Genomic DNA, 15,642 nt, shown 5'->3' with positions numbered 1-15,642 from the left:
CGCGTTACTCACCCGTCCGCCACTAAATCCTAAGATTCCGTTCGACTTGCATGTGTTAAGCATACCGCCAGCGTTCATCCTGAGCCAGGATCAAACTCTCCGTTTTGAATCGTTTGTAGCTCAATTGACTGCTCTTTATACACCTCAGCCTGGTGTTTTTATTTTCTTGACGCAGGCTATTGTCGTATTCTAGCTTTCAAACTATAATATTTTCAAGGTTCGGCTCCCTCTGAACCGTCGCTTTTCGGCGTCCGTCTCTCAGGCACTTATCCAATATATCTACCCTTTCTTCCTTTGTCAACTCTTTTCCAAAAAAAAATTTGGAACCTTTGTTTCCTCTCCTCCCATCTCCCCACACAAACCCTTTTCAGGTAATGTACATGGTAGTCTATTCAATGGTGAATAGACTAGTAAGCAAAATTTGCCCTATTCATGATGGTGACTGATTAAATACCCACTTTATCCACTGCCCAAAAGAACTAACTGCATTCAAACGTCTGACACCAGGGGCATGGGCAGAGGCAAGTCCATCAACGGCAGCTAAGGCAGCGTATTGTAAACCTAAAAAACTATCAACGGCTGCATAAGGCCCACCGAGGGTAATTGCTCCGGCTGCATACATTTGTCCTTTAGTATTCCGCATTTCTAGGATTTCAAAATTATTGGCGATGGTTAAGCGCCCCAAATAGTTTAAGGGTAATTTGTATTGCTTTACTATATCTTCTAACAAAGGACTGGCTTGTACTTTGGCATCTAAACCAGTGGCATCAACAATAAAATCAGCTGCTAGTTTCATTTCTCCAAAGCCTTTTTCTTGGATTTGAGTGACGGTGCGATTTTGTGTGTCTCTTTCCACTCCCAACACTTCGCCAAAGGTAATTTGATACCAACCTTCTCTTAGTCCTTGTTCTGTGATGCTTTGCCAGTCGTGGCGGTCGGCTGTAGTTGTGCCACCCCAGTCTGTTAGTAAGCGTTTGCGTTCTTCGGGAGTCGCTTGTTCTAACATGACGCGGAGTTCACCACTCCAGCAGGCTTTTGGCCAATTGAAGGGTTGAAATTCGTAATGGTTTTTGACTAGACGTGTGGCTTTTTGAAATTTGTTGCCTAGAGGTTTAGGCGATCGCATCAAATGCAAAACTGTGATGCTGGGATTTTTCCGTCTTGCTTCATAAATGCGCTGGAAGATACGTGAAGCCACTATTCCCCGTCCCCGAATCAATACCGTACCACCTTGGCGTTCTAATTGCTCATAGACATGATCATGCGCTTCATAAGCATTTACAACGGATTTAGAATCTTGATATTTTTCTCTATAAGCTTGCAAGTCAGGTAGAAACTGAATTGCTGGATACCCTGTAGCTAAATGTAGATAACGACTAACAAAAAAAGCGTGATTGCCTTGCCCACGAGAATAGGCTACACAATATCTACCATCATCGGTTTTGCGAATTGCTCTTACTCGCCCATAACGATAAATTTGATTCCAGTTAATACGCTTTGCTTCCCGGTCAATAGAATCGAAAACATTACTTGCACGAGGAGTATAAGTTTCAGCAAAGGTTGGTTCGGCGAATACCTGCCATAAATACCGTAATGCTGTGTTTAGCTTACCTTTGCTAAAATCTTGCCAAGCCTCTCGCCAAGCATAACTAGGCCAACCCCAAATATTATCAGGGCAAGAGTCAGAATTGGATCGCAATCTTTCGTGTAAAGGAATTTGGGAATTCAAACATAGGCGTTTATAACGTGCGTAAGGTTCTGCTTCTATGCCTAAAGCCACAATTTTCTCAGCACGCACACCACTAATTCGTAGCAAGTCAGCCCAAACAAAACTACCCAGTCCTCCACCAATTGCCAAATAATCACATTCATCTACCGGTAGTCCTGTGGCGTGGAGTGCTTGTACAGGAACTTGTTCTGTTTGAAATACTAGTGGGGGAAAACTGCTACCTAAAGGTGTGATGGGAGGGGCTAAAGGTAGATTGGGATCGGGAATATTGGTATTGGGATTAAATTGAATTAAAGAAGGCGGATTGGTGAATTGTGTAGTGACACTAGCAGTGAGACTCACCATCATTATGTAGGGGCCAATTTGCAAGGTATCGCCGTTAGCTAGAACACTGCGCTTTTGTTGCTGACCGTTGACAAACACACCATTAACACTACCTTGGTCAAGTACTATCGGTTGGTTATTGTCCCAGACAATAAGGGCATGGTAGCGGGAAACTTCATTACTGTTCAGCAGCATTCTCGAAACGCGCTGTCCGTCTAGTTCCGCAGGTAACCGCGCGAATTCTCGACCAAAGGCTATAGGCACATCCAACCTTGGTTCTCGCCGTTCCCCAGTTGTTGGGTCTTCCCAAATCAATTGAATTTGTAGGTTAGTCATTGCTCGATAGTCAATAGTCGTTAGCGATTTTTTGCCAGCTTTCCTATCTTGATTAATTCGGTGCTACCAATACACTTACTGCTGCTGCTAAGGACGTACCGCACCAAGGGCAGCCGACTTGCAGATTTTCAAACGAAGATACGCGATGGCATTGTGGACACTCTAAACCATAAACTCCTTGTGGTGGTGTAATTGGATGATGGTGATGTATTAGCGACGGTGATAGCTGTTGATGTCCAGAGGGTGTAACTGGCGGAGGGCTGACTACAGGTGGTTGCAGTGGGGCTAAAATAGTGGCTGGAATGGTGTTAATTGTAACAGTCGTAACTTGAAGTTTAGCTTGACCTAAGTAGATCAAACTACCTTGATTTAGAGGTTTTTCACCTTGGAGAAGTTGCTGTCCATCTACAAGGGGGGGATTTTGTGAGCGCAAATTTCTGATATAAAAATTTTGCTGCTGAGAGTTAAAAAATATTTCTATGTGCAGGCCTGATACAGTCGGGTTAGTTAAAACAATATCGCATCGGAGGGGGTCTCGACCGATGCGGACAGTGCCAGGATTTTTACTTGGCTGTTGTTCGTAAATTTGCTGAGTTTTATCCTGCCCAGCATCATGCCACTGTAGAGTTAGTGCGTTCATTGTTCTAACTTGGGTAACTCTTATTTAGCTACTTCAACTTCCTTCTGTGCGATTCCTAACATGAGTGAGTGGTCGCAAGCAAGTTTTGAGAACAAACTTCAACAAATTTATATTGTGGCTTTATTACTTTATCTATTTGATGCTAATTTATCGGCTACACGAGTAGTTTCTGGTAGCCGATATTTCGGTGTACAACGCAACACATAGTCAATAGCCGTCAGTAAACTGATTTTATGACCACTGGAAACATACACAGGCTTTACTCCTATACGAGTTCGTAAAACTGCACCTATAGTTTCACCCCGATGTATTAGTGGTTGCCAACTGCCTCTAGTATCTGGTAATTCTTCGTGTTTACCAATTAATAATGATTTGGCTACACCAATTGTGGGTATATTGAGCAGTACCCCTAAATGGCTAGCTATACCCAATCTTCGAGGATGGGCGATTCCTTGTCCATCACATAAAATAATATCTGGTGTTGTTTCAATCTTTTCTAGGGCATCAAGTATTGCTGGTATTTCTCGAAATGATAGAAATCCAGGAATGTAGGGAAATGAAGTAGGACGGTACGCTAGGTTTGTTTCGATGATTTGTAAATCAGGAAAGCTCAGCACCGCAACTGCTGCACGGCTAATTGTACCATCTGCTTCAAAACCCATATCGACACCAGCAACATACTGGACGGGTTGTGAAAATTGATCTTGTGTAATTACCTGATTTCTTAATTCTTCCTGAATAGTTATGGCTTCATCTACGGACAACAGCCAAGGATGAGGTTGATAAATTTTCATATCTAAAAGTTAGGTTTTGAGGTTGTTATCTTGTAAAATCTTGATTATTAAAATTGTATGCACCTTTTTTTCATACATTTGATGTGTCAACTATTAAGTATTATTTTTTAAAAAATATTTTTGAATTTTTCAACTAGTGTTGCTTGTGTCGATAAATGGGGAATCCTGAAATTAGAGGATTTATTTGGTCAATTTTTGGCTTGACTTGCTTATGACACAGGCAAAACTTGTAAAACTTGCTCAACAAGGAAATACTCAGGCGATCGCATTGTTGATGAATCGTCACTTAAAGCCTAAAGGCATCACCGCAAAAGTTATCCTGAAGGAGGCTTGCTTGCAGGTAATGCTGGAATCTACCCAAACGCTTAATCAACAAGCTTTAGTTGCATTTGTCCAGAAGGGAATTACCAGTTTAGATACTGCATCTATTGAGAGAGTAAAAGTATATGGACGACAAATTGGTGAGGAATTACTGGCTTGGACAGAAGAATTTGATCTAGGTACAATAGAACCATTAGATGAACCTCATATTTTTACTGTTTCTATTACCTTAAATGGTGATACTGAATGTGGTTTAACAACGCAAGGTTTTGAAAGTATCGCTAATCAAATTACAAGTGAAATTTTATCATCTTGTAAATCTTTTTTGATTCAAAAAGTAAGTATTAGTAATGGTATATCTGTAATTACAAAAGAACGTTAGTTTTTGAATATTTAAGAAATTGAAATTGATTAATAATGCAGCTTTAGCAAAAATAACATTTTTAATATTTGCATAAAAATTTTACAATTTATTACAAATCGATACAAAAGTGTAGCATCCAATGGCTACACCATCAGTTTTATCAACTTATATCTTGCACCGTGTTAATAAGCAGATAGTGGGTATTGCCCATCCTACGAAAGAATAAGCTTTTTAGCTTGTTATTTGGCAATAACAGAGTGGTGATAGATGTGAATTAATCATGATCACTTATAGTTTTGGGGATTTCATTTTTTAAATTTCCTTAATTATGTTGCTGCTATCTGTAAACAGGGAATTATAGGAATTGAAAATTATGTGACCCGATTCTACCATTGACTGATTATGACAAAGCCGAACTTTTTAGAGCAGGCGAGGCAAAACCTTCAAGATTTTTCCTGGCCTGTATGGTTTCCATATCCCAGTTCTTGGTTTAGGGCATTAATTTTAATTCCAATCGCACTACCCAGTACACGTTTAATAATATTTGGATTAACAGGAGTAATTATAGCTGTTGTTGAAAACAGCCCTTTACTCTTATTATTATCTATTTTGTTTGGATTGTTACTACCTACAATTGTGTTAGCCTTTGTCTATCATTTTATTTGGTACATATGGCACAAACGAAACTCAAAAAAATATCTATCCAAACTGATGCCTAGTTTTATCAGTTTTTGGGAAAGTTTATATACTATATGTGTGGTGATTTTATCTTTTATTCTTATAGTAGCTCTTTTTTCCGAGTTAGCTTTTTTAGATTGTAGAACAGTTGAAACAACTGAAGCCTTAAATATTTGCACTGGGCGCTTAACTGAGCGTGCGATTAAGTTAATGATTAGTAGTATAGTAAATAAAGATTTTTTTCTTAAACCTTGGTTTTTAATTTGGATTTTTCATGCTAGTTATCTGTATCAATTTGAGTATTTGCTAAGGAAGATTATAAGTAGTAAGCTGAAATATTTATTTCAGGAGAAACATGAAAATTATAATAAAAATTCTGCGAATTTAGAATTAGATATCCAAGACAACACAAACATAAGACAAGTTAAGAAAAACAAGAAAAAACAGCCTCGAATATTACCAATTAACGAGCAATATAATTACAAGGCTAAAAAATTTAAACTAGGTAAAATTATACTTAATTTATTATTTTTGATAAGTACAGGAATATACTTATATACAAAATTCCCGGAAATGAAAAATAATTTGACACTTTATATATCCTCTCCAAAAATATCACCACCAATTAATCATAATCCTGAGATATTTCAAAAGGGGCTTAATCAAGCAATTAATGCCGCCAATTTAACAAAAACAGCCCAGTCTCAAAAAGAATGGAAAACAGTTGTAACTCAATGGCAAGCAGCGATCGCACTTATGAAGACAGTGCCGGCTTCACACCCTAATTATGCTACAGCCCAGCAACAAATTACTGAGTATAAAAGGAATTTAGGCTACGCCAAGAAAAATACTGATCGTGCTAAGTAAAGCGATCGCACTTTTGTTTTGCCGCTAACATACAAACAGAGTAGCGATTTCGCCAAAATCATGACAGAAAAACAGACCCGGCGTAACTTTCTCATGACCAGTGCTGCTGTAACTGGCGGTATTGTGGTGACAACTGCTTTACAACACAATTCTAGTCATACTGCTGCACCACCAGTAATGATGCCAGAACGCATCTTGGGACGTACAGAAGTGAAAGTACCCATTTTTGGGTTAGGAGGCGCAGGACAAACACCACTTTCTTGGGAAGGAAAACAATCTGATGCTGAAACAATTATTCAAAAAGCTTTAGAACTTGGTATTCGCTACTTTGATACGGCTGCAAGTTACGGGCCGAGTGAAGATTATTTAGGTAAAGTTTTACCACCCCATCGTGTAAAGATATTTTTAGCTAGTAAAACTGCACACAGAGATAGGGATGGTGCATGGCGAGAATTGGAGCGATCGCTCAAACGCCTGAATACAGATTATCTCGATTTGTGGCAATTACATCACGTTTCTTTTGCTGAAGAACTGGATGATATCTTTAGTCCCTCTGGCGCAATTAAAGCTGTAGAAGAAGCCATTGCACAAAAACTAGTCAGATTTTCAGGTATTACCGGACACAGAGACCCAGAGATAATTGCTGAAGGCTTACGCCGCTATCCTTTCCAGACAACACTCATACCAGTTAACGCCGCCGATAGACATCACCCCCATCCCTTTATCCCCTCAGTATTACCAGTAGCACAAGCAAAAAATGTGGGTGTAATTGCGATGAAAGTCCCGGCTTATGGGCGTTTGTTTAAGCCAGGTGGTTTGACAGGGATGGAACAAGCAATGGGATATAGCTTGTCTCAGCGTGGGGTTCATTGTTGTGTAATTGCGGCGGAAAATGTTGAGCAATTAGAAAGTAATGTGAAAATAGCCCGTGCTTTTCAGCCTCTATCTGAGAAAGAATTGACGGCGATCGCTCAACGCACTGCTAGCATTTGGGAAGATAGTACATTCTTCCGTAGTTGGACATAAAAATCATTCGTCATGAGGATTTTGGGACTAAATATCACATCAATTTAGACAAGTTCATATTTTTGTGCAGCTTGAGAGATATTAAGTTGTAATAGCTCTTCTTTGCCCAACTCGCAGCGAACACTGGGTTTAACAGGTAATGTATTCAATTTACGAACAATTTCTGCTGCTACAGCTTTTGCTAATAATGGTGGTACGGAGTTACCAACTTGGCGAAAGCCGTGCCATTTGGTGACATGAAATCTAAACCAGTCTGGGTAAGAATGTAGTCTGGCTGCTTCTCTAACGGTTATACATCGGGGTGTAAATGGATGAATTGGTCTAGGAGAGGTGAAAGAACCTTTGTACTTGTCTGTTCCCGCCCTTAATGTATTGCAGATACCAGCCGGATGTAATTTGTGGAAACGACTAATTGGTTCTCTTTCACCCTGAACTGTAGCCGCAAAGCGTTCAATGGTTGTTTGTGAATGTTTGGTTCTCAAGCTAGAGGAGAGGAGACGGGAATCAAATAGGCGATCGCATGAATAATCATCTGCTAGAGTGGTGATACCGCGAAGTATGGAAGCGTAATTACTAGGCTTGCCATACTCTGTTATTATCCAGTCTTGTGTTAACAACTGCGAGTGTTGTTCTACTTCTGGTAAATCTCCAATAGCATCCCAAACAGTTGGGCAAACTGGCAGATTAGATAAATCCTTGGCTTTAGAGCTATTCTGTTTTGCTGGTTTGGTGATTGGCTGGGGATATTTTGGTAACTTCATATCTTCCCTAGCACCGATAAGAAATAATCTTTCTCGCGCTTGCGGTACTCCATAATGAGCAGCATTGAGGATTTGATAATTATCCTCTACTTGATAACCGTGAGTTTTAAACTCATCAATCAAAGCTTTAAGAATTCGTTTGTGTTCACCGAGTGTAATACCCCGGACGTTTTCCATGACAAAAAATCTCGGTTGTAACTCTAACACCAATCGATGAAAGTGAAATACCAGAGAGTTGCGTGGATCATCAAAAACTCGTTTACCCATAACTGAAAAACCTTGACAGGGAGAACCGCAAATTACGACATCAATTTCTTGGTTACTAATTTTTGAGCGATCGCGGATCTCTTTTCCTGTCGTATCTTCCACACTTTTACATAAAACTGAGCAAAAAGGAAAATTGTATTCGTGTACTGCACAGTGAATGGGATCAATTTCCACCGCCGCCAACACATCAAAGCCAGCCTGTTCAAAACCAAGAGTCATCCCGCCTGCACCTGCAAATAAATCTACTGCAATCGGTCGTCGTTGCAGAGTGTTGACTTTTAAGTGCTGGGTGCTGAGTCTCATACCAATGTTAGATTTGAGTTAAAGAAGATGTAGAAAAGCTGCGCCAAAAACTGCTGGAACATCATAGATGCAGGATGCAATGAGAATGCTTAATTAACCCGCAACAAGTGGAAGCTCAAAATCTACCTACAGAATTATCGGATGAAAATGTATTGCTGGGATTGAGATTGAGTCTATCTTGTTATAGAAATTTGTAATAGTCAAAAATCAGCTATTCACGGGAAAATTCCGCAGATGCCCATGAAAAAGGTGATTTATGAACCTGCAATCTCCAATTTCACAACTGTAACGTTCATTACCCCATTGACACTTGATATTTTGGTAATATCAGCTTGTGACTAGGATCACCCTGTTAGCTAGCGCCACTAATGTACATAGATGCTGATTGCTCATCAACTAGCAACATAAATTTTTATATTAGGAGCAAAAATTCAAGCTGGGGTTGGGAACAAGCGTCTTGTTGTAGAGTTGATATTCCAATTGCTTTAGTTTTGCTAATACATTTACAAGATGCCATGAACTAATACAGCACGGCGTAAATCAGCGCAAAGTTGGTGGTAAGTCCAGCCCTGAAGGAGGGAAACCCGTCGTAGGGGACTGGCGCACCCGGAGGGTCTTGGTTTCCATCCCATCAAACTTTGTCAGAGAACCACCTATTTCCAATCCATGAAACCCAGACGCTATATTAATTACGAATTACGTAGCCGCAAGCCTACTCTGTGAGTTCTCCTCAGTAGTAGCTGTAGGCTATTAAGAATTACGAATACGCGTAGGGGTAAAGACTTGTATTGGTATCGGTATTTTCGTTAAGCTGGCAACCAAAGATGCAAATTTAAGGTCTGAGTTGCTTATAAGCGTATTTTGACGGTGTAGTTAAGCGTCAAAGGTTAAAAAATTAGTAGTCAAAAACTAGTAATGATTAACCCCCCAGACCAGCTTGACCACACCAATTTTAGATTTTGGATTTTGGATAATGGAATTGATTTTTTCGGTACTTATCCGGAGAAGCAAACTACAAGTCCAGCCGCAGGGGAGCGGAACAAATCTAAAATCGTCAATCTAAAATCCAAAATTGATTGACCTGTTTTCGACCTCGTACCCACTTGAATAAGATAAAAATGGCGAACAACGAAGAATCACGCGGTTTAAAGTCTCTGTTTGATTGGTTTGCAAACCGACGTAAATCGGGAGCAACCAACCCCGAACGCCAAGAACGTGAAATTGCCGATGGGTTATGGCATAAATGTTCTAAGTGTGGTGTATTGGCCTATACAAAAGACCTCACAGCTAATCAAATGGTCTGTGCTGAGTGTGGACATCATAATCGGGTGGATAGTGATGAGCGCATCCGCCAATTGATAGATCAAAACACATGGAGGCCAATGGATGAAAATCTCCGGGCTACAGATCCATTACAGTTCCGCGATCGCAAAGCGTATAGCGATCGCCTGCGAGAAATGGAAGATAAACTTGGTTTATTAGATGCAGTTAAAACTGGTTTAGGACAAATCAACGGCTTACCTATTGCCCTGGCTGTAATGGATTTCCGGTTTATGGGCGGTAGCATGGGTTCAGTCGTAGGGGAAAAAATTACCCGCCTGATTGAACAAGCCACCCAGCGACGTTACCCAGTAGTGATCATCTGTACCTCTGGGGGAGCAAGAATGCAGGAAGGAATGCTTTCTCTGATGCAGATGGCTAAAATATCCGCCGCATTAGAACGCCACCGCGACGCTAAATTACTTTACATTCCCGTATTAACTAATCCCACTACAGGCGGTGTCACGGCTAGTTTTGCCATGTTGGGAGACATTATTTTGGCAGAACCGAAAGCAACAATTGGTTTTGCCGGTCGGCGCGTTATTGAGCAAACCCTCCGAGAAAAACTGCCAGACGACTTTCAAACGGCAGAAGACTTGCTCAAGCACGGTTTTGTCGATGACATTGTACCCCGTACCCAGTTAAAGAAAACCTTAACCCAACTAATCGCTTTACATCAGCCAGTCCCGACAACCCCTCCTATGGTGCTGTGGGAGACGATGAGTCTTAGTTCCACAGCTGCTGAATAGATGTGAGAAGAATGAGGAGTTGGAGCAGGTCTTCCAGTAAGTTCTCCCCTGCTCCCGAGCCTCCTCTCCTCATCACTTCCCAGGTTCTTGTACAAATAACAAAGGAATCAAGGCGACTAGGCGCAATGCAGTAGATAGGGCGAACACTCCCAACAAACCTCCGTACTGAGAGAATTGGGCGATAAAACTACCTATAGTTGTGCCTAAAGCACCACTGAAACCAGCCACAGCAGAGGCGATCGCAAAATAAATCGACTGGTTTTTAACTGCTGCAATCCCTAGCTGCATATTGTTATTACATAAATCAATAGCCGCCGAGGTTCCGCCAAGTAAGATATGTAATAAAGGCAACCACAACCAAATACCTAAACTATTAACACCAATTCCCAGCCACAGTAATGGTGTCAGAGCTACTAATATTCCTATAGAAATTAAAATACGTCGATTGCCTATCTTGTCTGCTAACTTACCCCACAAAATTAGCATCAGCAAGTTTGCTCCCGCCTGGAGACTACCGTAAAGCGTCACCCAAGTCACATCTAATTTCAATGTGTCTAACATATAGAGGTTGAAAAATGGGGCGCTAATGTTTACAGCTAACATCCATAGACCGAAATACAACAGAAAGATTAAAAAGTTAGAGTTTTTCCAGATGCTGCTGACAGACGTCGTTTGTGGAGGGTTGATTTTGGGTGGCAAGATAGATTCAGATAAATCATCAACTTCATGATGGTGGGGAAATTGGACAACCTCGTTTTGCGATCGCGGATTTACATCTACTTTGAAGTATTGACACACTAAACTCAAAATCCCAAAGAAAATGCTTGCTATAAGTACCACTCCATAACCTTGGATAGTTCCACCGTACCAGTGGGAAACCACTAAACCAGCTAAAGGTACACTAATTAAATTCGTTAAACTAGCCGCGCTATTACGTAACCCAAAATACCTACCTCGTAAGCGTCGAGGAACAATCATTGCTAACCAACTTAACCAAGAAGCGCTCCCCAATCCTGCTAACAAATTGGTGATTAAAAGAATTGATAATGTCAAAACTTCTAATTGTTGAGAATTGACGCTTCCCCAGTTGAATAAAATCACCCCGATAAATAAAATCAGCCATAATAAGCGAGCAGTGCCAAAAATCCACATAGAATACCGAAAACGGCTGGTGGTAAGCTCAGATATGTAAGCACCCAAAGGCTGAATTAGATTTACCAGCATGGGGATAGAAGACAACATCCCAAACACTACTGGACTAGCATCCAACTCTACCAAGAAATTACTGAGCAAAATTCCACTAGTACCCAGAGAAAAAATTGCTGCAAACACAGAATCTACAGTTGATGCTTTTAAGCTAGTGCGAATCGCATCCTTGGGAATGCGGATACTAGATTTAGTAGTAAGAGTGAGTGTTGTTTCTGGTGAAGTAATTTGGAGAATTTCTGAAGCCAGAGGAGCAGTCGTTTCAATGGGAACAGAATCCATAATTCAATAAGTAACTTACCCTAGTACAAACAATGAGTTTTTCACTGAGTCCAAACCGTATCTTTACTTAGGTCGTTGTGTACTAGCATGACCCTAAGGTAATAACCATCAGAATTCATACCTTAGCCATACAATGCTTCTGTCGTGGAAACACTACAAATTATTTCAAATTGACGGTTAGTAGGGTGCGTCAGTATGAATAATTTCTTGGTACGGCTAGGTTTTCTTACACTGACGCACCCTCATTTTGGATATTTTTTGGATCTGGAATTCCCATACAGAGAATAATCATCTAGTGTTATATTTTGCCGAGTTTAGGGAACAATGCTGTTTATGCTTGCAATCCCTTGGCTGAATATAACGGCATGAAATCGCCTATTGTCCAACAAACTAGATTTTTGAGATTATGTATTGTATTGTGCTGTGTTTTGTGTATGGTTTTGGTGTTGCTACCAGCATTTGCCAATCCCTCAGCTTCAATTGATACCTTAAAACAGCAGCAACAACAAATTCAACAAGAACGACAAAATGCCCTGCAAGAACGCGATCGCCTCACGAATCTACAACAAGCAGCCCAAGGTCGCCTCACGGGTATTGCGAAAAACTTGCAAACCACCAACAGTCAAATTAAAGATAGTGAATTGCGATTACAACAAGCTAATCAGCGTCTCCAGCAGCTAGAAGCAAATCTAGCTATTACAGAACGTGCTTATGAAGAACGTCAAGTAGCAACAGTAGCACGATTGCGTTATCTTCAGCGATCGCCTTTAAATCAAGGGTGGGCTGTTTTGCTACAAAGCCGAAATATCAGTGATTTTATCAGTCGTCGTTATCAGTTGAAGTTAGTCTATCAGGCAGACCAACAAATTTTGGCAAAACTCAGCACTCAAGCCAATCTGATTAACAAGCAAAAAACAGAATTAGAGGAGCAAAAAAACGAAGTTGCTTTGATTAGAGAACAACTATTAGCACAAAAAGCCGATTATCAAGCTCAATCTCAATCCCAGTCAGATTTGATCCAACGCCTCAATAGCGATCGCCTCGCCTTAGAAGCTGCACAAAACCAACTAGAGAGAGATTCCCAAAATTTAGGGATATTAATTCAACAAAAAATAGCCGAAGCCAAAGCCAGAGAAGAGGCGCAAGCTAAGACAAATAGCCGGACAAACATCATTATCAAAGGAACAGGAATATTCGCCTTTCCTAGTAATGCACGCACCAGTAGTTCCTTCGGTTGGCGGACACATCCCATCCTGGGTTATCGGCGTTTTCACGCCGGGTTAGATTTTGCCGCTAATTATGGTAGTACAATTCGATCTGCTGATTCGGGAACAGTGATTTTTGCTGGCTGGTATGGCGGGTATGGTAAAGCAGTGATTATTAATCACGGCGATGGCATCACCACACTTTACGGCCATGCTAGTGAATTATATGTTTCTGAGGGGCAAACAGTACAACGAGGACAGGCGATCGCTGCTGTTGGTTCTACTGGCTTATCTACTGGGCCACATCTCCATTTTGAAGTGCGCCGCAATGGTACACCAGTCAATCCAGCTGATTATCTGTAACACATTTTGTGCTGGAGCATGATATAATTAGCCAGTACGAGGGCGCGTAGCTCAGTGGATAGAGCAACAGATTCCGGTTCTGTGGGTCGGGGGTTCAAATCCCTCCGCGCTCGTTTTCTTAGATTACTAAATTATCCAGTTATTAGTGAACAGTTATCTGACGATTGATAACTGTTGAGGTTAGAGTCTATTGTTTACTATAACTACTGAAGAGTTCCGCGCTTCATTTGTTCGCTTTCAATTGCTTCAAATAAAGCGCGAAAATTACCTTCACCAAAGCCCTGAGCCTGAAAACGACGTTCAATAAATTCTAAGAAAAAGGTTGGTTGTTCAAAGATAGGCTGGGTAAAAATTTGTAGTAATACACCTTTTTGATGATCTTTTTGCCAGTCCACCAAGATTTCTTGTTGAGCGATCGCTTCTAGTTCTGTGGGTGATAAAGGAATTTCCCGACGCTGTTTGAGTTGTGAATAATAAGTTAGGGGAACTGAAAGCAAAGGTAAACCACGGTGACGAAATTGAGCGATCGCACTCACAATATTTTGTGTTTGCAAAGCGATGTGTTGAATTCCCGCCCCCCGGTTAAAGTGTAAAAACTCTTGAATTTGGGAATTGCTAGATGCTGGTTCGTTAATTGGTAATTGTACACTACCGTCGCGGGAAACCATGACTTGACTGTGCAAGGCAGAGCGATCGGTTTCAATTTTAAAAGCTTGTCGTGGTTGCAAGTCGAGAATTGTTTCATACCAAGTGACAGCAGGCTTTAACTCACCTATTGCTACGTTTAATACGATGTGATCTATGGCAGTAATAAAATTATGTGATGAATTGATCTGGCTATCTGCACTTAATCTTTCAATTAACGTATGAGTTAAACCGCCCCAAGCAGCAATTTTGCCACACTTGCGAGAGCTATTACCAATTTGCCGTTCCCCGACTGGTTGCAAGATTGTCGCACCGTAGGCTTGAGCATAAGCGATCGCCGCTTCTACATCTTCTACCGCAAACGCCACATCTGCCACACCAGGGGGGTGTTGACGCAGAAACTCCGCCACAGGACTGGTGGGCAATAATGGTGAAGATAGCAAAAAACACACAGCACCACTTTTTACCACTTCTGTACAGGTGTGTAGAGAACTGATATTACTAGTTACTGCGGTAAAACCAAGATAGTTGAGGAACCAATCTCTCCACACCTTGGCATCTTCGACATAAAAATGAACATGATCAATTTTCATAAATTCTGAAAATCCAGCACCACAGCTTATCTAACTGTAAATTTTGTCTTTTTAGCTAGATTTTCGATTCCTGCCTAAGCAAGAATTATATAAATAAATGACAGCTAGCGTAATTTTAGAAAAACAAATGACTATCTGGTTGAATATTAATTTCTAATGGCACAGCTTGCGGTTCAGCCGAGAGGGCAAAGAAAATTGCATTAGCGGCAGTCTCAGTACTCAGCATTTTTTTTCGGTCTACCTTTAAATTGACATTATCCCAGAATGGGGAATCTACGCCACCAAAATAAAATAAACGCCTGATGTGAATTAGCAACGCCTCTTATCCCACAAGAGTTTCAAGACTCACTCAAAATCACAGTTTTGTGAATACGTACAGAATTACAAGGGTTTCAAGACTCATTCACATTAAACGTAATAAGGTAAATTTAATCCCAAAACGCTTGAGTTCTTCCGCCAAGCACTTGCTAAAACCCACAACCCCAAACTTAGAGGCAGAATAAGCAGAAGCCATTGGCATTGAGTGCTTCCCTAAAATTCCCACCACATTACAAATATGTCCAGATTTACGTTTTTGCATCTCCTCGGCTGCTGCTTGAGTAGTGTAGAAACTACCTTTTAAGTTCACATCTAACATTCTGTCTAAATCGGCTGGTTCCACGCTGTTGTAGGGCTTGAGAATGCCTGCACCAGCAGCATTTACCAATACATCAATTTGACCAAACTCAACCACAGTTTTTTGAATTAAAGTTTCCACCTGTAAGAGGTGATTCGTAAAGAAAATCTAAAGAGCTTTTGAGTAATCTGGACTAGATTTTAATCTAGATCAGGTTGAGTAGTTGTAGAAAATATGAGTAGTCTACCTAAGA

11 protein-coding genes, 1 tRNA gene, 1 rRNA gene and 2 pseudogenes are annotated in these 15,642 nt (G+C 40.8%); 6 read left to right on the top strand and 9 right to left on the bottom strand.

The features are described 5' to 3' along the window. The 4 genes from H6G18_RS23565 to nfi all read right to left on the bottom strand — a co-directional run. Positions 1–106: ribosomal RNA gene (locus H6G18_RS23565) — 16S ribosomal RNA — on the bottom strand; the annotation flags it as partial. Positions 107–430: 324 nt separating this feature from the next. Continuing rightward, positions 431–2,389, bottom strand: a complete 1,959-nt coding sequence (locus tag H6G18_RS23560) for an FHA domain-containing protein (protein ID WP_190409516.1) — start codon at positions 2,387–2,389, stop codon at positions 431–433. 52 nt (positions 2,390–2,441) lie between these two features. Further along, the gene (locus tag H6G18_RS23555; RefSeq protein ID WP_190409515.1) at positions 2,442–3,029 is read right to left on the bottom strand and encodes an FHA domain-containing protein; all 588 of its coding nucleotides are present in this window, start codon (positions 3,027–3,029) and stop codon (positions 2,442–2,444) included. Positions 3,030–3,157: 128 nt separating this feature from the next. Continuing rightward, positions 3,158–3,823: a deoxyribonuclease V gene (nfi, locus tag H6G18_RS23550; protein ID WP_190409514.1), complete on the bottom strand. Its 666-nt coding sequence runs from the start codon at positions 3,821–3,823 to the stop codon at positions 3,158–3,160. A 211-nt stretch (positions 3,824–4,034) separates the two neighbouring features. Between nfi and H6G18_RS23545 the strand changes: the two genes are divergently transcribed. The 3 genes from H6G18_RS23545 (at position 4,035) to H6G18_RS23535 (ending at position 7,079) form a co-directional block, all read left to right on the top strand. Next, positions 4,035–4,526, top strand: a complete 492-nt coding sequence (locus tag H6G18_RS23545) for a hypothetical protein (RefSeq protein WP_190409513.1) — start codon at positions 4,035–4,037, stop codon at positions 4,524–4,526. A gap of 384 nt (positions 4,527–4,910) precedes the next feature. Further along, positions 4,911–6,053, top strand: a complete 1,143-nt coding sequence (locus tag H6G18_RS23540) for a hypothetical protein (protein WP_190409512.1) — start codon at positions 4,911–4,913, stop codon at positions 6,051–6,053. Between the two features lie 60 nt (positions 6,054–6,113). After that, positions 6,114–7,079 (top strand): aldo/keto reductase, encoded by a 966-nt coding sequence (locus H6G18_RS23535; RefSeq protein ID WP_190409511.1) that lies wholly within the window; start codon positions 6,114–6,116, stop codon positions 7,077–7,079. 44 nt (positions 7,080–7,123) lie between these two features. Here the strand turns inward: H6G18_RS23535 and H6G18_RS23530 are convergent, their stop codons facing one another. Further along, positions 7,124–8,410 (bottom strand): DNA cytosine methyltransferase, encoded by a 1,287-nt coding sequence (locus H6G18_RS23530; RefSeq protein ID WP_190409510.1) that lies wholly within the window; start codon positions 8,408–8,410, stop codon positions 7,124–7,126. A gap of 1,118 nt (positions 8,411–9,528) precedes the next feature. Between H6G18_RS23530 and accD the strand changes: the two genes are divergently transcribed. Continuing rightward, positions 9,529–10,479 carry an acetyl-CoA carboxylase, carboxyltransferase subunit beta gene (gene accD / locus H6G18_RS23525; RefSeq protein WP_190409509.1) on the top strand — a complete coding sequence of 317 codons (951 nt, stop codon included), beginning with the start codon at positions 9,529–9,531 and terminating at the stop codon, positions 10,477–10,479. Between the two features lie 72 nt (positions 10,480–10,551). Here the strand turns inward: accD and H6G18_RS23520 are convergent, their stop codons facing one another. Then, positions 10,552–11,967, bottom strand: a complete 1,416-nt coding sequence (locus H6G18_RS23520) for an MFS transporter (protein ID WP_190409508.1) — start codon at positions 11,965–11,967, stop codon at positions 10,552–10,554. A gap of 365 nt (positions 11,968–12,332) precedes the next feature. Here H6G18_RS23520 and H6G18_RS23515 point away from each other — a divergent pair, with 365 nt between their 5' ends. Together H6G18_RS23515 and H6G18_RS23510 are read left to right on the top strand one after the other, a co-directional pair. Then, complete coding sequence (locus H6G18_RS23515) at positions 12,333–13,535, top strand: murein hydrolase activator EnvC family protein (RefSeq protein ID WP_190409507.1); 1,203 nt, start codon at positions 12,333–12,335, stop codon at positions 13,533–13,535. Between the two features lie 40 nt (positions 13,536–13,575). Then, positions 13,576–13,648 (top strand) — tRNA-Arg (locus H6G18_RS23510). A gap of 90 nt (positions 13,649–13,738) precedes the next feature. Here H6G18_RS23510 and hppD read toward each other — a convergent pair. The 3 genes and pseudogenes from hppD to H6G18_RS23495 all read right to left on the bottom strand — a co-directional run. Beyond that, complete coding sequence (gene hppD, locus H6G18_RS23505; protein ID WP_190409506.1) at positions 13,739–14,773, bottom strand: 4-hydroxyphenylpyruvate dioxygenase; 1,035 nt, start codon at positions 14,771–14,773, stop codon at positions 13,739–13,741. A gap of 115 nt (positions 14,774–14,888) precedes the next feature. Next, a pseudogene (locus H6G18_RS23500) lies at positions 14,889–15,068 on the bottom strand (oxidoreductase); the annotation flags it as partial. Positions 15,069–15,194: 126 nt separating this feature from the next. Continuing rightward, positions 15,195–15,533 (bottom strand): annotated as a pseudogene (locus H6G18_RS23495) (SDR family oxidoreductase); the annotation flags it as partial. Positions 15,534–15,642: the final 109 nt, after the last annotated feature.

It is taken from the genome of Anabaena subtropica FACHB-260 (assembly GCF_014697105.1).
GTDB classification, from domain to species: Bacteria; Cyanobacteriota; Cyanobacteriia; order Cyanobacteriales; family Nostocaceae; genus Trichormus; species Trichormus subtropicus.
Note: the sequence above shows the minus strand (reverse complement) of the source record. Positions and strands in the feature narration are given on the sequence as shown.